This window comes from Streptomyces sp. DT190, from assembly GCF_049846985.1.
Lineage (GTDB): Bacteria > Actinomycetota > Actinomycetes > Streptomycetales > Streptomycetaceae > Streptomyces.
In genome coordinates this window covers 115,346-139,517 of record NZ_JBNCNM010000025.1, presented here as the reverse complement: position 1 = coordinate 139,517, position 24,172 = coordinate 115,346, and the positions used below count along the sequence as shown (strand labels likewise).

Below are 24,172 nucleotides of genomic sequence, written 5' to 3'. Positions count from 1 at the left end.
TCACCGGGGGGGGGGGGGGGGGGCTCGGCCCTAACCCCCCCGGGGGGGGGGGCTCCGCCTGGGGGCCGGGCCGCGGGGCGCGGCGCCGCCACCGCCGCACGGGGCGTGACCGGCACACGGTGCGGCCGGGCTCAGCTCACCGTGCCCGGCCGGGCTCAGCCACCGTGCGGGCCGGGCTCAGCCAGCGTGCGGGTCGGGCTCAGCCCACTGTGCGGGCTGGGCTCCGACCCTCTGTGCGGGCCGGGCTCAGCTCAGGGTGCAGGCCGCGCCGTTCAGGGTGAACGCCGTCGGCTCGGGGTTCGCCGCACCGCGGGTCGCCGTGAACCCGAGGGTGACCGAGCCGGCGGCGGGCACGGTCGCCGTGTACGGGGCCGCCGCGACACTGACGTCGGAGCCGCTCTGCGTCGCCGTCCCGCCCCACAGGTTGGTGATCCGCTGGCCGTCCGGGAACGTCCAGCGCAGCGTCCAGCCGTTGATCGCCGACGCGCCGGTGTTGCGCAGGGTGATCTCGCCCTGGAAGCCGCCGGGCCAGCTGCCCGTCACCCGGTAGCCGACACCGCACGCCGACGGGGTGCTGCCCGGCGAGGTCGTCACCGTCACCGTGCCCGAGCGGGGCGAACGGTTGCCGGCGGCGTCACGGGCGTAGACGGCGAAGGTGTGGGCGGTCGCGGGGGCCAGGCCGGTCAGCGTCGCGGTGGTGCCGGCCGTGCTGGTCGCGACCGTCTCGGTGCCGCCGGAGACCCGGACGACGTCGTAGCCGGTGACGCCCGTCGCGTCGGTGGCGGCGCCCCAGGCCAGGGTCACGGACGAGGACGTCACGCCCGAGGCGGTCGGGGTGCCGGGGGCCGTCGGGGGAGTGGTGTCGCCGCCGGAGGAGGAGTAGATCGCGGCCTCCTCGGCGGTGGCGGCGATGCCGTCCGCGCCGTTGAACAGCCTCTGGCCCCAGCCGGTGAGCCGGTCGGGGTCGAAGTTCGTGACCATGTCCAGGTACTCGACGCCGCCGCCGTTGCCGCTCCAGGACCAGCCGAGGTACCCCAGACGGAGCTGCCGGGTGGCGGCCAGGATGGTGTCCTCGTCGGGGTTGCCGTCCGAGTGGTCGTGGCCGAACTCACCCACTACGATGGGGAGTTTCGCGGTGACGAAGCGGTTCAGGTAGTCGTTGATCTCGGCGGCCGTGTCGAAGACGCCGTACATGTGGATCGAGAAGACGGTGTTGGCGTCCGGGTCTGCGGCGAAGACCGAGGCGGCGTTGTCGCGCATGGTGAACGCCCAGTCCTGACCCCAGTTGGGCGCGTCCACCATGATCGTGTGGTCGAAGCCGGCGGTGCGCAGCTTCTGGATCGCCGCCTTGGTGTCGGCCGTCCACGCCGAGTAACCGGTGTTGCCGTGCGGCTCGTTGCCGATGTTGACGATGACGTAGTCCTCCTGGCCGGTCAGCGCGCTCTGCACGCTGATCCAGTAGTCGGCGGCGCGGGACAGCGTGACGGCCCCGCTCTGCTCGCCGTAGCCGGTGGTGTCGTGCACCTCCAGGACGCAGATCAGCCGGTTCTGCTTGCACTGCGCGACCACGTTCGCCACGTCGGCGGTGTCGTTGCGGGTCCAGCGGTCACCGCTGGAGAGAACCACGCGGACGGTGTTGGCGCCCTTGGCCTTGATGTGGGCGAGGGAGCTGATCCGGTCCGGATACCAGGTGTGCGCGTGGTTGACGCCGCGCATCACGAAGTCGTTCCCGGAGGCCTCCAGGAGCCGGCCGTTCTCTACGCGGAAGCCGGTGGGCGCGGCATGGGCCGGGGTGGTGAGAGTGAGGAAGGAGAGGAGCAGGCCGAGCAGGACGGCGGCGACGGTGGCCGGCCGCGGGACGGCGGCCGGGGCTTGGGTACTCATGGCGGCTCCGAGGGGGTCGGGTCGGATGGGGCCTGTCGTGAGGTGGCCGGGGGCGGACCCCGGCCGGGTTGTCGTGGAGTGGGGCGGGTGGTGCGGGGTGCGCTGTGTGGTGCGGTTGTGCGGGCGTGCGGTGGTGCCGTGCGGCTCGCGGTGCCCGCGCCCGGCGCTTCCGTGGTGCCGGCGTCGGGCGGGGCGGGGTGCAGTGGGACCGGGGGCGGTGTGCAGGGTGCTGGATGCCGATGCGGGGTGCCGACGGTCGTGGCGGTGCCGTGGTGCCGACGGTCGTGGCGGTGCCGGCCGTCCCGGGTCCCGGCGGTTCCGGCGGTCCCGGCGGTGACGGCTGTCCCGACCGTCCCGGCGGCCGTCCCGGCAGGGCTCAGGACGCGGCGGTCCGCACCGTGCACGTGACGGTCGCCGCCGGCGCGCCCGCGGTTGCCGGGGCGGTGGCGACGAAACCGAACGTGGCACTCGCGCCCGGGGCCAGCGCGCCGTTCCAGCCCGCGTCCGAGACGCCGGCCGTACCGTCCGCCGCCGTGCCGAGGGTGCCGTTCCACACCTGGGACAGCCGCGCGCCGCCCGCCGGAACGACCGTCGCGGTCCAGCCCGAGGCGGCGGAGGCGGAGCTGTTGGTCACCGTCACCTCGCCCTGGTAACCGCCCTGCCAGGAGGAGACGGCCCGGAAGCGGGCGGTGCAGGCGGCGGGGTCACCGGGACCGCCCGGGTCCTGCGGGACGCCCGCGTCCAGGACCGCCGCCAGGGCCGGGTACCAGCGAGCGGCGATCTTCGCGTCGCCGGAGGCGTTGGGGTGCACGCCGTCGTAGGTGTCGCCGGCCGTGCTGAAGCCCGTCCACTGGTCGACCACGGTGACCGGCGAACGGTCGGTGCTCGTCGCCCGCGCCCACGCGGGGATCCGCGCGTTGAGGTCGACGACGCGCTGCGCGCAGGCGGCACAACTGCTCGGGTTCATCGGAATGAGCTGGGCCACGAGGATCCGCATGTCCGGGTCGGAGGCCCGCATCTGCCCGACGAGCCGGGTGTAGGCGGCGAGGATGCGGTCGGGGGCGATGCCGCTCCACACGTCGTTCGTGCCGAAGTGCATGACAACGATGTCCGGGTCGGTGGCGGCGAGCCGGCCGGGCAGCAGGTTCCGGTCGGCCACGGCGGTGACCAACTCGCCGCCGTGGCCCTCGTTGTCGCCGTCGTGCGCCTGCCCGCAGCCCTGCGGCGGCAAGGTGCCGACGAAGTCGATGCCGGTGTGTCCGCTGCTCACCAGCCGGTTCCACAGCACCGCCCGCCAGCAGCCCGGCGAACCGGTGATCGAGTCGCCGAGCGGCATGATCCGGACGGGGTCGGCGGCGGGGGCGGCCGCCGCGCGTGGCGCCGGGGCCGGGCCGAGCGTGAGGAGCAGGGCGGCCAGCAGGCCGAGGAGCGGGACGAGCACCGGCCGAGAGGACGGGCCGGGCGGCAGGAGTGGGGAGGTGCGGGGGGTGCTGCGCATGGTGGTCCCTTCCCTGGAGGAGGTGGGAGCGCTCCCACGACATCAAGCCACCGTTGTCATGGGAGCGTCAAGGGGTCAGCGTCGATCCGGTGAACCGAGTGGCGACCACCGGCGCCGGGACCTGCGAACCGAGTAGCTTGAGGGCGACGGCGCGAACGGGAAGACGCCCGCGTACACACGCTCCGCCCGACCCGGCGGCCGCCCCGGAGGGAGATCACCATGGAGGACACCGGCCGGCGGGGCCCCGGGCCCGGACACGGGACGATCCGGCGGATGGACAACATCGCCGTCGTCGTCGACGATCTCGCGGCCGCCACGGCGTTCTTCGCCGCGCTCGGGCTGGAGCTGGAGGGCGAGGCGACCGTCGAGGGCGACGCGGTGGACCGCCTCCTCGGACTGGAGGGAGTCCGCTCGGACCTGGCGATGATGCGGACCCCGGACGGCCACGGACGGCTCGAACTGACCCGGTACCGGACGCCGTCGAGCCGTGAGGGCGACCCGCGGGCCCCGGCGAACACGCTGGGCATGCACCGTGTGATGTTCGCCGTCGACGACATCGACGCGGTCGTGGACCGCCTGCGCCCGCACGGGGCCGAACTCGTCGGCGAGATGGTGCAGTACGAGGACAGCTACCGGCTCTGCTACCTGCGCGGCCCCGCGGGCATCATGGTCGCGCTGGCCGAACAGATCGCCTGACGGACCCCGGCCGACCGCTCCTCGCTGAACGCCCGTACGGACCGGCGGCTGTCCGCGTGGGCCGTCGCCACCGGCACCCACATCCTCGGTCACCGCTCGGTCACCGCTCGGTCACCGCTCGGCCACCCTGTTCCGGACGCCGGACGCCGGACGCCGGACGCCGGACGCCGGACGCCGGACGAACGGCGACCCGTACGCCCGGCGTTCAGGGCCGCGCGTACGGGTCGCCGGGACCGGCGAGGTGGAGATCCGCTTCCCGGACGGCACCCGGGAGCGGGTGCCGGGGTGACCGGCTCAGGCCGCGGCCCGGCCCCGTGTCACCGCCCTGCGCAGCAACGGCCAGGCCAGCAGCACCACGATCACCGCGTAGACGGTCACCGCGAACGGCGTGTTCACCAGCCCCGTGACGCTGCCGTCGCTGATCTGCAGGGCGCGCCGCAGCTGCTGTTCGGCGTTCGGGCCGAGGATCACGCCGATGACGGCGGGCAGCACCGGCAGCCCGTAGCGCCGCATACCGAAACCGATCAGGCCGATGACCAGCAGGATCACCAGGTCGATCACCTCGCCGCCGACCGCGTACGCGCCGACCGCCGCGAAGAACAGGATCCCGGCGTACAGGTACGGCCGCGGGATGCGCAGCAGCTTCGCCCACACCGGCGCCAGCGGCAGGTTGAGCGCGAGCAGCAGCACCATGCCGACGAACAGCGAGGCGATCAGGCCCCACACCAGGTCGGGTTCGCGCTCGAAGAGGAGCGGGCCGGGCTGGATGCCGTACTGCTGGAAGGCGGCCAGCATCACGGCCGCGACCGCCGTGGTCGGCAGGCCCAGGGTCAGCATCGACACCAGCGTGCCCGCGGCCGACGCCGACGCCGCCGACTCCGGCCCCGCCACGCCCTCGATGGCGCCCTTGCCCCACTCGTCCTGGTGCTTCGACAGGCGCTTCTCCGTCACGTACGACAGGAAGGTCGGGATCTCCGCGCCGCCCGCCGGGATCGCGCCGAACGGGAAGCCGATGAACGGGCCGCGCAGCCACGACTTCCAGGTACGGCGCACATCGCCGCGCCCCAGCCACGGCCGCCCCACCGGGATGGGCTCGGGCGGCCTGCGCCGCAGGTGCGCCGCGACCCACAGGGCCTCGCCGATGGCGAAGAGACCGACCGCGACGATGACGACGTCGACGCCGTCGGCGAGTTGCAGCGAGCCGAAGGTCAGGCGCTGCTGGCCGGTCATCTGGTCCAGGCCCACCAGGCCGAGGGTGAGGCCGATGAGCAGGGAGGCCATGCCCCGGACCCGGGACGAGCCCAGCACCGACGTCACCGCGATGAACGCCAGCACCATGATGGCGAAGTAGTCCGGCGCGCCGATGTCCACGGCCAGGTCGGCCACCGTCGGCGCGAGCGCCACCAGCAGCAGCGTGCCGACCATGCCGCCCGCGAAGTGCCCGATCGCGGCGGCCGCCAGGGCCTGCGCGCCGCGCCCCGACTTGGCCATGGGGTTGCCCTCCATGGCCGCCACCACCGCCGCGCTCTCGCCGGGGGTGTTGAGCAGGATGGAGGTCGTGGAGCCGCCGAACATCGCGCCGTAGTAGATGCCGGCGAACATGATGAACGCGCCGGTCGGGTCGAGCCCGTACGTCACCGGCAGCAGCAGCGCGACCGCCATGGCCGGGCCGATGCCGGGCAGCACCCCGATGGCCGTGCCGAGCAGGACGCCGATCGCGGCCCACAGCAGGTTGATCGGCGTGAGGGCCGTACCGAAGCCGTCCAGCAGGGAGTTGAGGGCGTTCATGTCACAGCACTCCCATCAGCGGACCGCCGGGCAGGGGCACTCCGAGCAGGTTGTTGAAGACGGTGTAGGTGACCAGGGAGAGCCCGGCCGCGATGAGCGGATCCCGGTCGGTCCGCCGGCTGCCCAGCGCGAACGCCGCACCCCAGAACAGCAGCGCGCCCGCGATGGGGAAGCCCAGCGGCTCGATCAGCACGGCCGACCCCAGGAACACCCCCGCGAGCAGCAGCACGGTGCGCCAGTCGGCCGGCTCGGACAGGTCGATGTCCTCACCGCCCTCGGCCTCGCCCCGCCCGCCGCGCAGCACGTCCACGGCGAGCAGCGCCGCGATCACGAGAAGACCCGCCCCGACCACGATCGGCACGGTCCGCGGGCCGACCGGGCCGCGCTGGGCGATGTCGACGTCCATGGTGAGCGCGTCCGTCAGGACGAGCGCACCCAGCGCCAGCAGCAGAGCGCACACGCCGAGTTCGGAGTGCTCCTTCAGCCACGAGCGCCCGGCGCTCTCCCGCGCGGGGGCGGTGTCGGTGGTCCGCGTCGTCACAGTCCCAGCTCCTTCAGCACCGAAACCACGCGCTTGTCCTCGGCGTCGAGGAACGCGCCGAACTCCTCGCCCGTGAGGAAGGCGTCGTCCCAGCCGTTCTGCTCCAGGGCCTCGCGCCACTCGTCGGAGTCGTGCAGTTCCTCGATCAGCCGCACCAGCTTGCCGCGTTCGCCGTCCGTCAGACCGGGCGGGGCGACGATGCCGCGCCAGTTGGTGAAGCTCACCTCGTACCCCGCCTCCCGCAGCGTGGGCGCGTCCAGCCCCGCCACGCGCTCGGGACCGGTGACGGCGAGCAGGCGCAGCTCGCCGGCCTCGATCTGGTCGAGGTACTCGCCGACGCCGGAGACGCCGAAGGCGACCTTGCTGCCGAGGATGGAGGCGAGCAGTTCGCCACCGCCGTCGAAGGGGATGTAGTTGACCTGCTTCGGGGGGATGCCGGCGGCCCGGGCCATCAGCATCGGCGCGAGGTGGTCGGGTCCGCCGGGGGAGGAGCCCCCGCCCACCGGCAGCTTGCCCGGATTCTCCTTCCAGGCGCCGATCAGGTCGTCGATCGTCTTGTACGGCGAGTCCTTCGCGACCACGACGACGTCCTGCTCCTCGGTGAGCCGGGCGATCGGCGTGGTGTCGCCGAGTGTCTTGGGGGCGTCGTTGGAGCGGACGGCGCCCACCACCCCGAGGCCCATGGACATGGCGAGCTTGCCGTTGCCGTGTTCGCTCACCAGCCGGCTCAGGCCCACGGTGCCGCCGGCGCCGGGCAGGTTGAACACCTCGATGTTGTGGGTCAGTCCGGCGTCCTCGGCGTTCTTCGCGGCCGTGCGGGCCGTGATGTCGTAGCCGCCGCCCGGCGTGTTGGGGACCATGAAACGCAGGCCCGGGATCTGTGTGCCGGTCTCGGAGCCGCTGCCGGTGGTCAGCAGCGGCGGTCCGACGAGCACGAGCACGGCGGCCCCGAGCAGGGCGAGGGGAGTGCGCAGGCGCACGAGTGCCACCACCTGTCGGTACGTCGTTGCGGGTAGGTCGATGCCCTGTGGGGGAGGGTGACGTGGGCCACATGGTGCCCGGACACCGCCGAGGTGTCTCGCTTGCGGAAGCAACGGAGGTTGTGGTCATTGCGGTCACGGCGCGGTGACCGCCGCTTTCGCCGCCCGAACGGCGACGGAGCCCCGGCGCGCACGCGTCGGGGCTCCGTCACTCGGTGCCTGCTAGTCCTGGTGGACCTCCAGGGCGGCGCGCACGGCGGACTCCAGCGCCCCCTCGATCCACGCCGGCTTGACCGACGTGTGGTCGCCGGCGAAGTGCAACGGCCCCTCGGCCGCCGGGATCGCGGGCAGCAGTTCCGTGTGCTGCCCGGGCAGCAGCACGGACGCCTCCCCGTAGGCGTAGGGGTCGCGCAGCCAGCTCTGGGTGCGGCCGGCGCCGGTGTAGAACACCTCGACGCGCCGGCCGTAGACCTGCTGCAGGCCGCACAGCGCGTGCGGGTAGCGCGCCTCGTCGTCCAGGGAGTCCCAGCGCAGGGCGTCGTCCGCCCAGCTGTAGGAGGCGAGGACCACACCGCCCGGGCTGCCCGGGACCGGGTGGGAGGGGTGGAACATGAAGCGGTTGGCGTTGTCCGACACGGAGCCGCCGCCCACCACACCCGCGGCCTCCGGCTGGTCGCGGCCGATCGCGCGGTTGGCGGCGTAGTGGGTGCGCTGGGCCGCCGTGATGTGCCCGCCGGGCACGGAGGGGTGCGCGCCGAGCAGACTGCCGTCCGCCGGGGCCCGTCCGGTGCGGTACGCCTCGTACAGGCCCGGCCGGACGGCGTTCAGTTCGCGCTTCCAGTCGTCCTCGTCGAACTCCCACCAGCGGCGGCTGAATTCGAGCAGCACCTTGGTCGCGCTGTCGTAGTGCAGCTCGCAGACCGCGCGCCGCTTGCGGTACGACAGGGGCGGGTCGACCTGGACGTGGCGCAGCCCGGAGAACGGCACCGTGACCACGGCGACGTCGGCGGTGAACTGCTCGCGGACGACCGGGCCGTCGCGGCCCTCGGACACGGTGTCCACCCACACGTGCGGGCCCTTGCCCCGCACGTGCGCGTCCTCCGGCGCCGGGCGGTCGGGGTGGTGGTACTGGATGCGGGTCACCCGGCGGTCGAACCGCACCTCCTTGCGGACCCGTTCGAGCAGCGCGTCCGGCAACACGGCCGTGCCGCCCTCCAGTTCGTAGAAGGGCGTGTCGGGGCTGATCAGGGAGGAGCCGATGAAGCTGTGGATGAAGGACAGCGGCAGGCGCGAGGTGAGGTTCTCCAGGGTGCCGATCAGGTCGACGGTGCGCTCGTCGAGGCCGGCGTGCTCGGTGAGGAAGCGGAACATCGACCAGTCGCCGAACCGCTGCACCACGCGGGCCCAGCCCTTGAGGCGTTCGGGGAGAGGCTTGTCGACGCGCTTGCCGTCCGGGCCGACGCGGCTGAACTCGTCGCGCACCGGGTCGAGGGCGGCGCGCAGGATGGCGGCGGCGGGAGTGTCCCAATGGGCCTTGGGGACGCCGAAGGAGCGGTTCACGCGCCGGGGCGAGCGGGCGTAGTCGGCGCGCCGCACACGGATGCCGTTGACGTGGATCCAGGTGCGCGCGGCGGGGCGTCCCTCCTCGTCCACGTCGACGTAGTGGAAGCGCCGCTTGTCCAGGTCGAGCTGGTCGATGAGCTGCATCACCAGCGGGTGGCTGCCGGGGAGGCGCATCGCGCCCGCCTCGGCGTACTGACGGGGGTCGGCGAAGGGCTGCGCGGCGCCCTCGTGCCCGCCCTTGCGGAAGGTCTTGACGCGGCCGCCGGCCCGGTTGCCGTTGGCCTCCAGGACCGTCACCCGGTGCCCGGCCCGCTTCAGCAGCCAGGCGGCCACCAGCCCCGCGGGGCCGGCGCCGATGACGAGGACGTCTTTGGGGCGTGTCCGGCCGGCCGGCAGACCGTCCCGCAGGACGCGCCGGTACCGCGGGACGAGAGGGCGGTTGTCGGAGTCGAGGACGAGCAGGGCGCGGGCGACGGCGAGGCACCGGTCGAAGTCGGCACCGCGGGCGCCCCCGGGTGTGGGTGGCGCGGCCGGCGCGGGAAGGGCTGTGGCGGTCCCGCCGGTCAGGGCCGTCGCCACGGCGGCCGTCCCGGCCACCGCCGCGAAACCCCGCCGGGAGACTCCGCCGTCCGGGCGCACCACCACGTGATCATCGGTCATGGCGATCTTTGTAACGACTGCCGTGACGGGGCGCCGCGTTTTGCCCGGGCGTTGCCCCCAAGGAGCGAATCCCGGGCAAAACCCGCACGTCACACGAGACAGGGCGCTCTCGGAGGGCTCGGTGAACCCGAAGGGATGAACGCGCGGCGAAACCGCGCCCCCGCCCGGCACGGGCCCGCACACTGCGACATGCGTACTCACACCCGCGCTCTCCGCCCGTCCGCGCGCCGCACGCGCACGGCGGCGCCGGCCGGCGCGCGGAGGGGCCGGGGACGACGGAGGGGGAAGGGTGGCGCAGCGGCGCACCGGGTTCGGCGACCGGGTCCGTTACTGGTTCGACAGCACACTGGCCCGCGGTGCTTCCGCCCTGGTCGGGTGGATGGCGCTGCTGTGCCTTGCCGTCGTCGTCCCGGCCAGCGCGGTGGTGGTGTGGACCGATCCCGAGGCGCCCCGGTCCCTGCCGGGTCGGCTGGCGCAGGTGTGGCACCTGACCGGGGAGACCCTGCGGCTGGGCGGTGCGACCGGCACGCCGCTGCGCGTGACGATGTCGGTGCTGCTCGCCCTGGTCGCCCTGCTGTACGTCTCGACGCTGGTGGGCCTGATCACCACCGCCCTCACGGAACGACTCACCGCGTTGCGGCGGGGCCGCTCGACCGTGCTCGAACAGGGCCACGTCGTGGTGCTGGGATGGTCGGAGCAGGTCTTCACGGTGGTCGGCGAACTGGTCGCCGCCAACGCCAACCAGCGGCGCGCGGCGGTGGCGGTGCTCGCCGACCACGACAAGACCGCCATGGAGGAGGCCCTCGGCACGAAGGTCGGACCCGTCGGCCGTACCCGGCTGATCTGCCGCAGCGGCCCCACCACCGACCCGGCCGTACTGACCCTGACCAGCCCGGCGACGGCCGGTGTCGTGCTGGTGCTGCCCCGGGACGACCCCGATGCCGACGCCGAGGTCGTCAGGACGCTGCTGGCGCTCCGGGCGGCCCTGGCCGGTGCGAAGAGCCGGCCGCCCGTCGTCGCCGCCGTCCGGGACGACCGGTACCGGCTGGCCGCCCGCCTCGCCGCCGGGCCGGGCGGAGTCGTCCTGGAGAGCGACACGGTCACGGCCCGGCTGATCGTCCAGGCGGCCCGCCGCCCCGGCCTGTCCCTGGTCCACCAGGAGCTCCTCGACTTCGCCGGCGACGAGTTCTACCTGGTCGGCGAAGCGTCCCTGACCGGCCGCACGTTCGGCGACGCGCTGCTGTCGTATCCGACGTCCAGTGTGGTGGGACTGGTGCGCGGCGACACCCCGCTGCTCGCTCCGCCGCCGCAGACGGCCCTCGCCGCCGACGATCTACTCATCGTCGTCTCCCGCGACGACGACACGGCCTGGCCGGGTGACTGCGGGCCATGGGTCGAGAAGGAGGCGATGGCGTCCGGCCCGCCGACTCCGGCGCGGCCCGAGCGGGTCCTGCTGCTGGGCTGGAACCGCAGGGCGCCGCTCATGGTCGACCAACTGCGCCGCCGCGCCCTGCCCGGATCGGTCGTCGACGTCGTGACCGACTGCGGCGAGGAGACGGTCCGGCGGGTGCAGCAGTCCGGCACCGGTTTGGCCCTGACCCTCCACCGGGGGGACGTCACCCGGCCCGAGACCCTGCAGCGTCTGGACGTGCACTCCTACGACAGCGTCATCGTCCTCGGCCGGGACGCCGCTCCCGGGCAGACGGGGGACCACCCCGACAACGGCACGCTCGTCACGCTCCTGCTGCTGCGCCGGCTGGAGGAGGACACCGGACGGGAGCTGCCGGTCGTCACCGAGCTGGTCGACGACCGCAACCGGGTCCTGGCCCCGATCAGCCCGGGGGCCGACGTCATCATCAGCGGCAAGCTCATCGGCCTGCTCATGGCGCAGATCTCCCAGAACCGGCACCTGGCGGCGGTCTTCGAGGAACTGTTCTCCGCCGACGGCACCGGCATCCACCTGCGGCCCGCGGGCGACTACGTCCTGCCCGGGTGCGAGACGGCCTTCGCCACCGTCGTGGCGGCGGCACGCCGGCGGGGCGAGTGCGCCATCGGCTACCGAGGCCAGGACGAAGCCTCGGCGGCCCCCGGCAACGGCGTGCGCATCAACCCGCCCAAGGCCGAGCGCCGCCGCTGGGCGGCCGGGGACGAGGTGGTGGTCGTCGGCAGGGACTGAGGTCCCGCCGCCGACCGAATGGGTCCGTCTGCCCCTCATTCTCCTGGAAAAACAAAGTAATTCGCCCGTGTGTTCAGCGAAAGCCCGGGCATCAGGAGTTGCGGAGGTAGATAACAATGGTTCCTTTGCTTCTCGTTCTGCTGCTGGCCCTGATCCTTTTCGGCGCCGGCTTCGCTCTGAAGGCCCTGTGGTGGATCGCGGTGATCGTGCTGGTGGTCTGGCTGCTCGGCTTCGTGCTGCGCAGCGCGGACACCGGCGGCCGCAAGGGCCGCTGGTATCGCTGGTAGACCCGGCCGGCCCCGTTCCCGCCACGGGGAACGGGGTAAAGGGAAATGGCCTGACTCTCCGTACGAAAGGGGTTCCTGTTCATGGCCGACACTCAGGACGTCGTCGAGCTCATTCTTCGGGACCATCGGCGCATGGAAGACCTCTTCCGTCAGATGCGCAGCGTCGAAGCCGACCGTGAGGGTGCGCTGCGTGAATTCTCGGACCTGCTGATCGCGCACGCGCTGGCCGAGGAGTCCAAGGTCTACCCGGCGCTCAAGCGCTACAAGAACATCGACGACGAAGAGGTCGAACACGGCGAGCACGAGCACGAGGAGGGCAACGAGGCCCTCCTGGAACTCCTCCAGGTGGAGGAGGTCGGCTCCGACGAGTGGGACGAGAAGCTCGAGGAGCTGGTGGAGGCCGTCACCCACCACGCCGACGAGGAGGAGCGCACCATCCTCAACGGCGCGCGCGAGAACGTGGCGATGGAGCGGCGCGAGGAGCTGGGCCGGGAGTTCTGGCAGGAGCGCGAGCGCCGGCTGAAGGCCAACTGCGGTTCCCTCGACAACGTACGCAAGATCGTCGAGTCCTGAGGGACTCGCACCCCGCCACGGGAGCCCGGACCGGCGACGGTCCGGGCTCCCGCGTGTGTCAGCGGTCCGAGGGTGCCGGGCGGGCGAGGTCACGCGCGGGCAGCCGCCCCGTGGCCGGGCAGGCGTGGACCGCCTCGTCCGCGCACGGCCCCCCGTACCCGCCGTACACCGCGTGCTGGTCCGCGCCCCGCAGGGTGATCGCGCGCGAGGAGGACCAGCGGGAGCGGACCGCCCCTGCACCGTCGTAGCCGGTGCGCGGGGCACGCAGGGCACCGGTGGCGTCGGCGAGCAGCGCGGGCAGGCCGTCGCGGACGGTGACCGGGCGTTCGCGCGGACGTTCCGGAAGGCGCACGGGATGAGGTGGAACGGCACCGGCGCGACCAGCGGGTCCCGCGCCCCGGGTGCCGCAGGACACGACGGCGGACCTCCGGGGCGCGCGGGGCGGCGCCGTCGCCGGACAGGAGCGCCGTCTGCACGCGGCGCCGTTTTCCATGGCTATGGCAACAACCGGAAACTCCGCCCCAAGCTGGGCGAATGCGCGGGGGCGCGGGGCGCGGGTCGCTGCAGGGGGGTTGTCCAGACATTCTCCCGCGCCTAGGGTCCCTTCGAGTGCAAGCGCTTTCCAAGCGTGTGTCCGCCGGCCGTTCGAGGAGCGCCGCATGTCCGTGTCCCCAGGGTCCCCCACCCGCCGCCGCGTGGCCGTCGTCGGCACCGGAGCCATCGTCGCGGGCAGTCATCTGCCCGCGCTGCGCGCCCACTCCGACCGGGTGGACCTGGTGGCCGCCGTCGACGTGGACCAGGGGCGCCTGGAGGCGTTCCGCGAGCTGGCGGGCGAGCAGGTCGCCGGGTACACCTCGGTCGACGCCATGCTGGACGCCGAACGCCCCGACCTCGTCCTGATCGGCACCCCGCCCGCCCTGCACCGGGACCAGACGGTGGCCGCGCTCAAGGCCGGTGCCTGGGTGCTGTGCGAGAAACCGCTCACTCTGTCGCTCGCCGAGTACGACGAGATCGCCGCCGCCGAGGACGCCTCGGGCGCCTACGCGGCGGTCGTCTTCCAGCACCGCTACGGATCCGGCGCCGTGCATGCCCGGGAGCTGATCACGAGCGGCGAGCTGGGCGCCCCGCTGGTCGCGCACTGCCAGACGACCTGGCACCGCGACGCGGCGTACTACGAGGTGCCCTGGCGCGGGAGATGGGCCAGCGAGGGCGGCGGCCCGACCATGGGGCACGGCATCCACCAGTACGACCTGATGCTGCATCTGCTCGGCGAGTGGGAGGAGATCCGGGCCATGGCCGCGCGCCTGGTCCACGACACCGAGAGCGAGGACGTCTCCACCGCCCTGGTGCGCTTCCGCGGCGGCGCCCTCGCCACCGTCGTCAACAGCGTGCTGTCGCCGCAGGAGGTGAGCCGCATCCGCATCGACTGCGCGGACGCCACGGTCGAACTCACCCACCTGTACGGCCACACCAACGACAGCTGGGTCTACACCCCGGCCCCGCACGTCGCCTCCGAACGGGCCACCGCCTGGCGCACCCCCGCCCGGGACGTGCCCAGCTCGCACACGGCCCAGCTCGGCGCGCTCCTCGACGCCTACGACACCGGCACCCGGCCACCGGGCAGCGGCCGGGACGCCCGCGCCACCCTGGAGTTCGCCGCCGCCCTGTACAAGGCGGCGTTCACCGGCCGGTCCGTGCACGCGGGGGAGATCGGCCCCGGCGACCCGTTCTACGAGGCCATGCACGGCGCAGACCCCGACTGGGCCCCCAAGGAGCGCGCATGACCATCCGCGTCACCCACACGCACGGCGAGGACATCGCCGTCACGGCGGCGAACGGCACGGAGATCCTCCGTTACGTCTACCGCCCCGATCCCGACCCGTTCGAGGCCCGCAAGCCGTACGCCCACCCCGTGCGCACTCTGTCCGGCCGCACGGTGACCGGCTACCGCCCCAACGACCACCGCTGGCACAAGGGCCTGCAGATGACCGCGAGCCATCTGTCCGGCCAGAACTTCTGGGGCGGCAACTGCTATGTCCACGGCGAGGGTTACCTGCGTCTGCCGGAGCGCGTCGGCGCCATGCGGCACGACGGTTTCCCGCGGTTCACGGTCGAGGACGACCGGCTCGCCCTCACCGAGGACCTCACCTGGATCGAGAACGGCGGCGAGGAGTGGGCCCGGGAGGTGCGCGGGCTGACCGTCCACTCGGTGGACGAGGAGGCCGGCGCCTGGGCCCTGGACTGGTCGATCCACCTGACCAACACCCGCTCGGCGCCGCTGGTCTTCGGCTCGCCGACCACCGCGGGCCGGGAGATGGCCGGCTACACCGGACTGCAGTGGCGCGGCCCGCGCGACTTCACCGGCGGCACGGTCCTCGCCCCGGGCACCGACGCCGGCGCGGCCGAGCTGATGGGCGGCCAGGGCCCGTGGCTCGCCTTCACCGCCGAGCACGACGACGTCGACGGCCACTCCACCCTCGTCTTCGCGCACGCGCCCGAGAACCTCGACGCCGCGGCGGCGATCCACGAGTCGCACTGGTTCGTCCGCTCCGAGCCCTTCCCGACGGTCGCCTTCTCCTGGGCGTTCTTCGAGGAGTTCGAGCTGCCGCCGGGCGAGTCCTTCGCCTACCGCTACCGGCTGGTGATCGCCGACGGCGCCTGGGACCGCGCCCGGGTCGGGGCGCACCTGAAAGGTCTGCCGTGGTGAGCGGACCCGGGCCGGCGGGCCCCGCGTCCCCGCTGCCCGGCGCGGTCGGCCTGTCCCACCTCAGTGCCTACGACTGGGAGGCCGCCGACGGTGTCTGCGGCGGCAGCCCGCACCTGCATCTGGTGTGCACGGAGGCGTACGTCGTCACCGGCGGCCGGGGCTCGGTGCAGACGCTGAGCCCCGACGGCTACCGGGACATCCCCCTCGAAGCCGGTGCGATCGCCTGGTTCACGCCGGGCACCGTGCACCGCATGGTGCAGGGCGGCGGGCTGCGCGTCACCGTGCTGATGCAGAACAGCGGCCTGCCCGAGGCGGGGGACGCGGTCTTCACCTTCCCGCCCGAGGTGCTCGCCGACCCCGGGAGGTACGCGACCGCCGCGACCCTGCCGCCCGGCTCGGGGCCGCAGACCGAGGCGGCCGCACGGCGCCGCCGGGACCTCGCCGTCGAGGGCTACCTCGGCCTGCGCGAGGCCCTGGTCGCCGGGGACGACGGCCCGTACCGGGAGTTCCAGCGCGCCGCCGCCCGGCTCGTGCGGGACAAGGTGCCCACTTGGCGCGCCTTGTGGCGCGCGGGTGCCCTGGCCGCCGCCGAACGCACCGGCGCTCAGCTCGACGCACTGGCCGACGGCGAACCCGCCTACCTCGACGAGGCCACCGCCCACGAGGCGTCACCGAGCCGACTCGGCGGCTACGGCATGTGCGGCCGCCGCGACGAGTACGCCCTGCCCGGCGGCGCGTCGCCGCGGCGGGCGGAGTGAGCGTACGCCTGCCGTTCTCCTCGAACAGCCAAGAATTCAGGGTTCCTTGGGGCGGCACAGGTGTGAGCACCCGCCGTGGATGGTCATCCTCTTGTCATGAACCTGCGGCCCGATGGGCGGGCCGCAGCCTCATGGAGGTGTGGGATGCACCGAAGTCTCGCCACTGGTCTTGCCGCCTCGGCTCTGGCCTTCGCCACCGTCGTCGGCGCGGCCGCGACCGCCAGCGCCGCTCCCGCCGACAAGCCCCAGGTGCTCGCGAGCTGGACGCAGACCAGCGCGTCGAGCTACAGCGCGTGGGCCGCCGCCCGCGCCAACCAGGGCGCCTGGTCGGCGTACGCCTTCGACTGGTCGACCGACTACTGCTCCTCCTCGCCGGACAACCCGTTCGGCTTCCCCTTCTCGATGTCCTGCGCCCGGCACGACTTCGGGTACCGCAACTACAAGGCGGCGGGCACCTTCGACGCCAACAAGTCCCGTATCGACAGCGCCTTCTACGAGGACCTCAAGAGGGTCTGCAACGCCTACAGCGGGGCGACGAAGACCTCCTGCAACAGCACGGCGTGGACGTACTACCAGGCCGTGCGCGCCTTCGGCTGACCGGCGGCCCGGACACGCGAAGGCCGGGCGCGGAGCGGGACTCCGCGCCCGGCCTCCCTGTCGTCCGGAGCCGGGGTGGTCCGGCGTTCAGCCGCGGACCAGGCCGGCGATGCGGACGCGCGGCCACGAGCGGGCCGCCGCGAGCAGTGCCTGGGTGCGGGCCGACGGCGTGGCGGCCGCCGCGGCCAGGGCGGCGGCGGCGCTGGCGATGCCGAGGACGGCGCCCGCGGCCACGTCACCCGGATAGTGCACGCCCGTGTGGATGCGCGAGTAGCCGACGGCGCCCGCCAGCGCCCCGAGCGGGACCGCCGCCGGGGGCAGGACCACGCCGACCGCGGTGGCGAACGCGACCGCCGACGCGGTGTGCCCGGACGGGAACGAGGCCGAGGTCGGCATCGGGACGTGCCGGTCCACCGTCACCCGGGCCGCCTCCCGGTCCGGGCGGGCCCGGCGCACCAGACGCTTGCCGAGCAGGTTCGCCGAGGCCGAGGCCACGGCGATCGCCCCGACCCCTGCGAGCGCGGCCCTGCGCGGCCGCTTCCCGCCGAGGGCCAGCGCGGCGGCGATGGCGAACGAGATCTTCGAGTGGTCGGCCGCGTGGGACAGATGGCGCAGCGTCCGGTCCAGGGTGGGCGTCGGAGTGGCGGCCACCGCCGCGTACAGGGCGCCGTCCACGGCCCTGAGATCGCCCATGACGGCGCCCAGGAGCCGGACGGGGTCCTCTGAGGGCTTCACGTCCTCCGCAAGCGGACGGAGGGCGTCGCCGTCTGAAGTCGTCGGATCGCTCATGTGGTTCTCCCCGCAGTGGCCTTTCCAGCACGGTACCGGCTCACGCCGGGCGCACGCTCGGCACCCCCGCGCGCCGGTACCTCCCGAGTGCCCAGGTGGCGGCAGGTCATCCGGTGTGCCGGGCCGCGCCCGCGGCGGTGCGTGTCCCTCAGATGCGCCCGGCGCGGCGCTGACGGCGCAGCAGCAGTGCCAGGTACAGGCCGCCGACCACCGCGGTGACCACGCCGACGGGCAACTGGGCCGACTCGTGCAGGTGCTGCGAGGCGAAGTCCGCGGTGACCACGAGGAGCGCGCCCGTGCAGGTGGCGGCCAGCAGGTTCGGCCCGGGCTGCCGGGTCAGGCGCCGGGCCAGCTGGGGGGCGATGAGGGCGACGAAGGGGATGGGGCCGGCCGCGGCGGTGGCGACCGCGCAGGCCGCCGTGGCGAGGACGAGCATCACCAGCCGGGTGCGCTGCACCGGCACCCCGAGCCCGCCCGCGACGTCGTCGCCCATCTCCAGGATCTTCAGCCGGCCCGCGACGCACACGATCAGCGGCAGCACCACGAGCAGGCCCACGGCGGCGGGCCGCACGTCGGCCCAACCCCGGCCGTTGAGGCTGCCGTTGAGCCACACCATGGCCTGGGCGGCCTCGGTGAAGCGGGCCTTGGCCAGCAGATAGGCGTTCACGCCCTGGAGCAGGGCGCTGACGCCGATGCCGACGAGGACGAGCCGGAAGCCGTGGATGCCCTGCCGCCAGGCGAGGACGTAGACCAGGACGGCGGTCGCCAGGCCGCCGCCCACCGCGCCGAGCGCCACCTGGCCGCCGGTGCCGCCCGCGACCAGCACGACCAGCAGGCCCCCGGTGGCCGAACCGTAGGTGAAGCCGACGATGTCGGGGCTGCCGAGCGGGTTGCGGGACAGGCTCTGGAACAGCGCGCCGCTGACCCCGAGGGCGGCCCCGGCGAGGACGCCGGTCAGCAGCCGCGGCAGCCGCAGTTCGTTGACCACGAAGTCGGTGCGCGGACTGCCGTTGCCCAGCAGGGTGCGGACGACGTCGGCGGGGGAGATCGGGTACTCCCCGGTGCCCAGGGCGAGGACGCCCGCCCCGGCCGTGGCGGCCAGCACCAGCAGGCAGACCGTCAGGGCGCGGACGTCGAGGCGCAGGGACACGCGGTGCGAGCCGCTGCGCACCACGTGGGTCCGGGCCGGGACCCGCGCGGGGGCGGGCACGCGTGTGCTCATGAGGCCACCACCCTGCGATGCCGGACCAGCGCGATGAACACGGGCGCCCCGACGACCGCCGTGACCACGCCCGCGTCGAGTTCGTCCGGGCGCACGGCGACCCGGCCCAGGACGTCCGCGAACAGCAGCAGGGCGGGGGCCAGCAGCAGGGACATCGGCACGGTCCAGCGCTGGTCGGCGCCGACGATCAGGCGGGCGATGTGCGGGACGGCGAGCCCCACGAACACCAGCGGGCCGACGGCCGAGGTCGCCGCCCCGCACAGCAGCGTCACGGCGAGCAGGCCGAGGAAGCGGGTGCGGTGCAGATGGGCGCCGAGCGAGCGCGCCGCGTCGTCGCCGAGGGCCATCGCGTTGAGCGGCCGCACCAGTGCCAGGGCCAGCACCAGGCCGACGGCGACGAACGGCGTGATGGTGGTCAGCGTGTCCCCGTCGGCCCGCGCGAGCGAACCCACGCTCCAGAACCGCAGCTGGTCCAGAGCCTGCGCGTCGAGCAGCATCAGCGTCTGGCCGACGCCGGTGAAGACCGCGGCGATCACCGCGCCGCCGAGCGCGAGCCGTTCGGGTGTGGCGCCGCCGCGCCCGCCGGAGGCCAGGGAGTACACCAGCAGGCCCGCCACCACCGCGCCCGCCATGGCGAACCACACCGAGACCCACAGGTCGGTCAGGCCGAGCACGGTGAGGGACAGCACGACCCCGGTGGCGGCCCCGGCGTTGACGCCGAGCAGGCCGGGGTCGGCCAGCGGGTTGCGGGTGAGCGCCTGGATCAGGGCGCCCGCGACGCCGAGCGCGGCGCCCGCGGCGATCCCCGCCAGGGTGCGCGGCACCCGCACGTCCCAGATCACGGAGGCGGCGGTGGAGCCGTCGTCGTGCCGCAGCGCGTCGATCACGACGGACACCGGCAGGGACCGCGATCCGACGGCCAGGCTGAGCAGGACGGCCGCCAGGAGCAGCAGCAGGGCGCCGAGGACGGCCAGGGTGCGCGTCGAGGTCCGGCGGCGGGGCGGCGCGGCGGACGGCTTCTCCGGGCGGGCCGGAGCGGTGGTGTCAGCCGGCACCGCTGCCCTCCGCGCGCAGCAGGGCGGCGATCCGGCGGCCCAGCTCCTTCTTGTCGATCTTGCCGACGGAGGTGCGCGGGAAGGCGTCCGTCACCTCCACCCGGTCGGGCAGCTTGTACGCGGCGACGCCCCGCTCGGTGAGGAACGCGGCCAGCTCCCGCTGGGTGGGGACCGTGTCGCCGCGGGGCACGAGGTAGGCGCAGGTGCGTTCGCCCATGGTCGCGTCGGGCATGCCGACCACGGCCGCGTCGTGCACGGCGGGGTGGGCCAGGAGGTGGTTCTCCAGCTCCTCGGCGGAGATCTTGTCGCCGCCCCGGTTGATCTGGTCCTTGGCCCGGCCCTCGACGACCAGGTGCCCGGAGGGCAGCACGCGGACGAGGTCGCCGGTGCGGTAGTAGCCGTCCGGGGTGAAGGAACGGGCGTTGTGGCCGGGCGCCCGGTAGTAGCCGCGCAGGGTGTAGGGGCCGCGGGTGAGCAGCTCGCCGGTCGTGCCGGGGGGCACGTCGTGCCCGTCCTCGTCGACGACCCGGATCTCGTCGGCCGGGGACATCGGGCGGCCCTGGGTGCCGGCGACCAGCTCCGGCGGGTCGTCCAGGCGCGTGTAGTTGAGCAGGCCCTCGGCCATGCCGAAGACCTGCTGCAGGGCGCAGCCGAGGGCGGGGGAGACCCGGGCCGCGGGCTCGGCGCCCAGCTTGGACCCGCCGACCTGGAGCAGCCCGAGCGACGACAGGTCGGCCTCCTCCCACTCCACGGCGTCCAGCCAGAGCAGGGCGATCGGCGGGACCACGGCCGTGACGGTGACCCGCTCGCGCTCGATCAGCGCGAAGGCGTCCTCCGGGCTCGGCGTCGGGGAGAGCACCACGGTGCCGCCCACGAGCAGCGTGCCGAGCAGACCCGGGCAGGCGAGCGCGAAGTTGTGCGCGGTGGGCAGCACCACGAGGTACACGGTGGAGCTGTCGAAGCCGCAGACCTCCGCGCTGGCGCGGACGTTGTAGGCGTAGTCGTCGTGGGTGCGGGGGATGAGCTTCGGCTTGCCGGTGGTGCCGCCGGACAGCAGCAGCACCGCCACGTCCGAGGGGTCGGCCACGGGCAGCGGGACCGGGTCGGCGTCGACCCCGGCCAGGGCGGTGAACTCGGCCGCGTCACCGGCCACCAGGACGTGCTCCACGGACGGCACGGCCTTGCGGACGGCCCGGGCGAGGGCCCGGTGGTCGAAGCGATCGTGCGTGTCGGGGATCGCGTAGGCCCGGGCGCCGGAGGTCTCGGCCACGTGGACGATCTCGCTCTCCCGGTGCGCCGGGAGGGTGAGCACCGGTACGGCGCCGGCCCGCAGCAGGGCGAAGAACAGCACCACGAAGGCGTCGGTGTTGGGCAGTTGGACCACCACCCGGTCCCCGGCGCCGATGCCGAGCCGTCGTAGACCCGCGGCCTGCCGGTCGGCGCGGGCGTCGAGCTCGGCGTAGGTCCAGCGGGCACCGCCGCCGTCCACCAGCGCGACCCGCTGCGGATCGCTCTCGGCCCGGTCCCGCAGCAGCCGGTCCAGCGGCCGGCCCTCCCAGAACCCCTCGGCCCGATACCGCTCCGCGACCTCTTCCGGCCAGGGCACCCAACCGTCGAGCATCCTCAACTCCCGCCTGCTGTTTAGGAAAGGCTTGCCTAATGGAAGATCCGGGTCAAGCCTGGACGGGACTTCGATGCGGAGGCTAGGGTCTCTCTTAGGTTAGGTTAACCTAAGCTAGCTCGGGAGGTAGTCGTTGCTGCGGTACCGGAGCGCGCGGACGGAACTGCCGGGAGACCCCGTCCTGCTGGCCGCCAGGCTGGCCGAATCGGGACTGTTCGACCAATACATGGTCTACGAGAGGGAAGGCGAATGGTGGTTCGCCGGAGGCGCGCTCGGTGAGGTCGTGGTCGACCGCTCCACCGTGCGCCGCCGCTGGCTCACCGAGGAGCACGCGGACCCCCGAGGCCCGCACCCCCTGCGCCAAGTCCAGGAACAACTCGCCGAGATGGCCGTCGAGGGCTGGCACGCCTACGGCTGGATGGCCTACGAGTTCTCGCATCTGCACACCGCGCGCCCCGACCGCGCCGGAGACCGGCGGCTGCTGCACCTCGTCGTCCCGCACAGCGAGGTGAGACTCCGTCAGGGCGCCGCCGAGGTGCGCAGTACCGACCCGCAGACCCTGGAGGCGTTACTCCGGCTGCTGGCCGAACCCGTCACCCGGGCCGCCGTCGAGGCCCGGCCGATCGACGTCGCCGACACCGACGGCACCTACCCCGAACTCGTGGCCCGCGCGATCGAGGAGATCCGGGCCGGCGATCTGCAGAAGGTCATTCTCTCCCGCACCGTCCCGGTGCCCTTCGAGGTCGACTTCGTCGCCACCTACGTGCACGGCCGGACCCACAACACCCCGGCCCGCTCCTTCCTGATGCACCTCGGCGGACGCCGGGTCACCGGCTTCAGCCCCGAGACCGTCGCCGAGGTCGGCGCGGACGGCCAAGCCCTCACCCAGCCGCTCGCCGGGACCCGCGCCCGGGGCTTCGGCGAGCAGGAGGACGAACGGCTGCGCGCCGAACTCCTCGCCGACCCCAAGGAGATCTCCGAGCACGTGCTCTCCGTGAAACTGGCGGAGGAGGAGATGGCCACCGTCTGCCGCCCGGGCACGGTGTCGGTGCGCGACCTGCTGAGCGTGCGCCGGCGCGGCTCCGTCCAGCACCTCGGCTCCAGCGTGCACGGACTGCTCGCCGACGGGGCCTGCTCCTGGGACGTGCTGCGCGCCGTCTTCCCGGCCGTGACCGCCTCCGGCATCCCCAAGGAGCCGGCCTACGACTGCATAGCCCGGCTGGAGAAGGAGCCGCGCGGCATCTACAGCGGCGCCGCCCTCATGGCCGGCAGCGACGGCTCCCTCGACGCGGCCCTCGTGCTGCGCAGCCTCTTCGAGGAGGACGGCCGCACCTGGCTGCGGGCCGGCGCCGGTATCCTCGCCGGGTCGACTCCCGCCCGGGAACTGGAGGAGACCTGCGAGAAACTCCGCAGCGTCGCCCCCTATGTCGTCCCCGCGCAGCCGGCGCCGCTCGCCGCGCCGTCCCTGAGGAGTTAGGTGCGAAGGTGCGACTGGGAGAAGTCGTCGTCGACGTCACACCCCTGCGGGCCGGCCGGGACTTCCGGCTGCTGTTCGCCACCCAGGCGATCTCCATGCTGGGTACGCACCTCACCTCGGTGGCGGCCGGCCTCCAGGTCTACGCGCTGACCGGATCCTCGGTCCAAGTGGGCCTGATGAGCCTGTCGTTGGGGCTCTCGCTGCTGGTCGGGCTGGTCGCGGGCGGGGTGCTCGCCGACCGGTTCGACCGGCGCCGGATCGTGCTCGTCACCCGGGCCGCGACCGCCGTGGTGATCGCCGGTCTCGCGGTGAACGCGGCCCTGCCCGAACCGCGGTTATGGTTCGTGTTCGTGGCCGCCGTCCTGGCGGGCGGCGCGAGCGGACTGGGCGGTCCGGCCCTGATGGCCGCGACGCCCGCCCTGGTGGCGCCGGGCCAACTGGCCGCCGCGGGCGCGCTGATGACCCTCACCGCCCAGCTCGGCGCCATGGTCGGCCCTTCCCTCGCCGGCGTGATCGCGGCCGGTCCGGGGGTCGCGCTGTGCTTCGCGGCCGACGCCGTCATCTACGTCGTGGGCCTCGCCCTGCTCGCCCCGCTGCCCCGCCTCGCACCCGAAGGGGCCGGGGCACCGCAGCACCCGCTCAAGGCCATGGGGGAGGGGCTGCGGTTCCTGCGCGGCAACCAGGTCGTGGCCGGTCTGCTCCTGATCGACGTGTGCGCCGTGGTCTTCGCGATGCCGTACGCGCTCTTCCCCGAGCTCGGCACCGAGCACTTCGGCGGCGGCCCGTCCACCGTCGGGCTGCTCTACACCGCCCCCGCCGTCGGCGCCTTCCTCGGTGCGCTCACCAGCGGCTGGACCGGCCGCATCCACCACACCGGGCGGGCGCTGATCGGTGCGGTCGCGCTGTGGGGCCTGGCGATCACCTGCTTCGGCCTGAGTCCCGGGCTGTGGACCGCGCTGGCCTTCCTGGCCCTGGCGGGCCTCGGCGACACCGTCTCGGAGATCCTGCGCCGGGCGCTGCTCCAGCACTGCACGCCCGACCGCCTCCAGGGCCGGGTCGGCAGCCTGTGGCTGGCCCAGGCCACCGCCGGCCCCTCCGTCGGCAACGTGGAGGCCGGCATCGTCGCGCGCGGGCTCGGCTCCGCCGCCGGTGCCGCCGCCGTCGGCGGACTGGTCTGCCTGGCCGGTGTGGCGGCGGTCGCCGTCGCCATGCCGGGACTGCGCAAGGCGACCCTGCAGGGGCCGCCCGCCGACGAGGGGCGGACGGCACCCGCCGAGCCGTCACCGGCCGCCGACTGACC

Annotated in this window: 21 protein-coding genes; 10 read left to right on the top strand and 11 right to left on the bottom strand. The window is 73.9% G+C overall.

The features are described 5' to 3' along the window. Positions 1–246: 246 nt before the first annotated feature. Positions 247–1,884: a cellulase family glycosylhydrolase gene (locus ACPXCS_RS32885; protein WP_425949069.1), complete on the bottom strand. Its 1,638-nt coding sequence runs from the start codon at positions 1,882–1,884 to the stop codon at positions 247–249. A 376-nt stretch (positions 1,885–2,260) separates the two neighbouring features. Beyond that, the gene (locus tag ACPXCS_RS32880) at positions 2,261–3,382 is read right to left on the bottom strand and encodes a GDSL-type esterase/lipase family protein (protein WP_425949067.1); all 1,122 of its coding nucleotides are present in this window, start codon (positions 3,380–3,382) and stop codon (positions 2,261–2,263) included. A gap of 273 nt (positions 3,383–3,655) precedes the next feature. Here ACPXCS_RS32880 and ACPXCS_RS32875 point away from each other — a divergent pair, with 273 nt between their 5' ends. After that, positions 3,656–4,078 carry a VOC family protein gene (locus tag ACPXCS_RS32875; protein WP_425949269.1) on the top strand — a complete coding sequence of 141 codons (423 nt, stop codon included), beginning with the start codon at positions 3,656–3,658 and terminating at the stop codon, positions 4,076–4,078. A 294-nt stretch (positions 4,079–4,372) separates the two neighbouring features. On the opposite strand, the gene ACPXCS_RS32870 is transcribed toward ACPXCS_RS32875, so the two are convergent. The 4 genes from ACPXCS_RS32870 to ACPXCS_RS32855 form a co-directional block, all read right to left on the bottom strand. Further along, positions 4,373–5,866, bottom strand: coding sequence for a tripartite tricarboxylate transporter permease (locus ACPXCS_RS32870; protein ID WP_425949066.1), 1,494 nt, complete (start codon positions 5,864–5,866; stop codon positions 4,373–4,375). Position 5,867: 1 nt separating this feature from the next. Further along, complete coding sequence (locus tag ACPXCS_RS32865) at positions 5,868–6,407, bottom strand: tripartite tricarboxylate transporter TctB family protein (RefSeq protein WP_425949065.1); 540 nt, start codon at positions 6,405–6,407, stop codon at positions 5,868–5,870. After that, a complete protein-coding gene (locus ACPXCS_RS32860) occupies positions 6,404–7,387 on the bottom strand; it encodes a Bug family tripartite tricarboxylate transporter substrate binding protein (RefSeq protein WP_425949268.1) in 984 nt (327 codons plus the stop codon). Before ACPXCS_RS32860 ends, ACPXCS_RS32865 begins: the two co-directional genes overlap by 4 nt. A gap of 222 nt (positions 7,388–7,609) precedes the next feature. Continuing rightward, the gene (locus ACPXCS_RS32855) at positions 7,610–9,610 is read right to left on the bottom strand and encodes a flavin monoamine oxidase family protein (protein ID WP_425949063.1); all 2,001 of its coding nucleotides are present in this window, start codon (positions 9,608–9,610) and stop codon (positions 7,610–7,612) included. Positions 9,611–9,899: 289 nt separating this feature from the next. On the opposite strand from ACPXCS_RS32855, the gene ACPXCS_RS32850 reads away from it, so the two are divergent. The 3 genes from ACPXCS_RS32850 (at position 9,900) to ACPXCS_RS32840 (ending at position 12,646) form a co-directional block, all read left to right on the top strand. Continuing rightward, positions 9,900–11,786 carry a CASTOR/POLLUX-related putative ion channel gene (locus ACPXCS_RS32850; RefSeq protein WP_425949062.1) on the top strand — a complete coding sequence of 629 codons (1,887 nt, stop codon included), beginning with the start codon at positions 9,900–9,902 and terminating at the stop codon, positions 11,784–11,786. A 116-nt stretch (positions 11,787–11,902) separates the two neighbouring features. Further along, a complete protein-coding gene (locus ACPXCS_RS32845) occupies positions 11,903–12,073 on the top strand; it encodes a hypothetical protein (RefSeq protein WP_031106884.1) in 171 nt (56 codons plus the stop codon). Between the two features lie 81 nt (positions 12,074–12,154). Continuing rightward, entirely contained in the window at positions 12,155–12,646 is a 492-nt protein-coding gene (locus ACPXCS_RS32840; RefSeq protein WP_425949060.1) for a hemerythrin domain-containing protein, read from the top strand. 58 nt (positions 12,647–12,704) lie between these two features. Here the strand turns inward: ACPXCS_RS32840 and ACPXCS_RS32835 are convergent, their stop codons facing one another. Next, complete coding sequence (locus tag ACPXCS_RS32835) at positions 12,705–12,998, bottom strand: alpha/beta hydrolase (protein ID WP_425949058.1); 294 nt, start codon at positions 12,996–12,998, stop codon at positions 12,705–12,707. 307 nt (positions 12,999–13,305) lie between these two features. On the opposite strand from ACPXCS_RS32835, the gene ACPXCS_RS32830 reads away from it, so the two are divergent. The 4 genes from ACPXCS_RS32830 to ACPXCS_RS32815 all read left to right on the top strand — a co-directional run bounded on the left by ACPXCS_RS32830 (position 13,306) and on the right by ACPXCS_RS32815 (position 16,708). Beyond that, on the top strand, positions 13,306–14,430 hold the full coding sequence (locus ACPXCS_RS32830) for a Gfo/Idh/MocA family protein (RefSeq protein ID WP_425949056.1): 1,125 nt from the start codon (positions 13,306–13,308) through the stop codon (positions 14,428–14,430). Then, positions 14,427–15,353: a PmoA family protein gene (locus tag ACPXCS_RS32825; protein ID WP_425949055.1), complete on the top strand. Its 927-nt coding sequence runs from the start codon at positions 14,427–14,429 to the stop codon at positions 15,351–15,353. Before ACPXCS_RS32830 ends, ACPXCS_RS32825 begins: the two co-directional genes overlap by 4 nt. Further along, positions 15,347–16,111 carry a cupin gene (locus ACPXCS_RS32820; protein ID WP_425949053.1) on the top strand — a complete coding sequence of 255 codons (765 nt, stop codon included), beginning with the start codon at positions 15,347–15,349 and terminating at the stop codon, positions 16,109–16,111. The genes ACPXCS_RS32825 and ACPXCS_RS32820 overlap by 7 nt, the downstream gene beginning before the upstream one ends. A 144-nt stretch (positions 16,112–16,255) precedes the next feature. Further along, a complete protein-coding gene (locus tag ACPXCS_RS32815; RefSeq protein ID WP_425949051.1) occupies positions 16,256–16,708 on the top strand; it encodes a phospholipase in 453 nt (150 codons plus the stop codon). An 87-nt stretch (positions 16,709–16,795) separates the two neighbouring features. Here ACPXCS_RS32815 and ACPXCS_RS32810 read toward each other — a convergent pair whose 3' ends face one another. The 4 genes from ACPXCS_RS32810 to ACPXCS_RS32795 all read right to left on the bottom strand — a co-directional run bounded on the left by ACPXCS_RS32810 (position 16,796) and on the right by ACPXCS_RS32795 (position 21,395). Then, on the bottom strand, positions 16,796–17,497 hold the full coding sequence (locus ACPXCS_RS32810; RefSeq protein WP_425949050.1) for a phosphatase PAP2 family protein: 702 nt from the start codon (positions 17,495–17,497) through the stop codon (positions 16,796–16,798). A gap of 148 nt (positions 17,498–17,645) precedes the next feature. Further along, positions 17,646–18,719 (bottom strand): FecCD family ABC transporter permease, encoded by a 1,074-nt coding sequence (locus tag ACPXCS_RS32805; protein WP_425949049.1) that lies wholly within the window; start codon positions 18,717–18,719, stop codon positions 17,646–17,648. Continuing rightward, entirely contained in the window at positions 18,716–19,774 is a 1,059-nt protein-coding gene (locus ACPXCS_RS32800) for a FecCD family ABC transporter permease (RefSeq protein WP_425949047.1), read from the bottom strand. The genes ACPXCS_RS32805 and ACPXCS_RS32800 overlap by 4 nt, the downstream gene beginning before the upstream one ends. After that, positions 19,764–21,395, bottom strand: coding sequence for a (2,3-dihydroxybenzoyl)adenylate synthase (locus ACPXCS_RS32795; RefSeq protein WP_425949045.1), 1,632 nt, complete (start codon positions 21,393–21,395; stop codon positions 19,764–19,766). The genes ACPXCS_RS32800 and ACPXCS_RS32795 overlap by 11 nt, the downstream gene beginning before the upstream one ends. Positions 21,396–21,528: 133 nt before the next feature. On the opposite strand from ACPXCS_RS32795, the gene ACPXCS_RS32790 reads away from it, so the two are divergent. After that, positions 21,529–22,872, top strand: a complete 1,344-nt coding sequence (locus ACPXCS_RS32790) for a salicylate synthase (RefSeq protein ID WP_425949043.1) — start codon at positions 21,529–21,531, stop codon at positions 22,870–22,872. A gap of 8 nt (positions 22,873–22,880) precedes the next feature. Continuing rightward, a complete protein-coding gene (entS, locus tag ACPXCS_RS32785; RefSeq protein WP_425949041.1) occupies positions 22,881–24,170 on the top strand; it encodes an enterobactin transporter EntS in 1,290 nt (429 codons plus the stop codon). Positions 24,171–24,172: the final 2 nt, after the last annotated feature.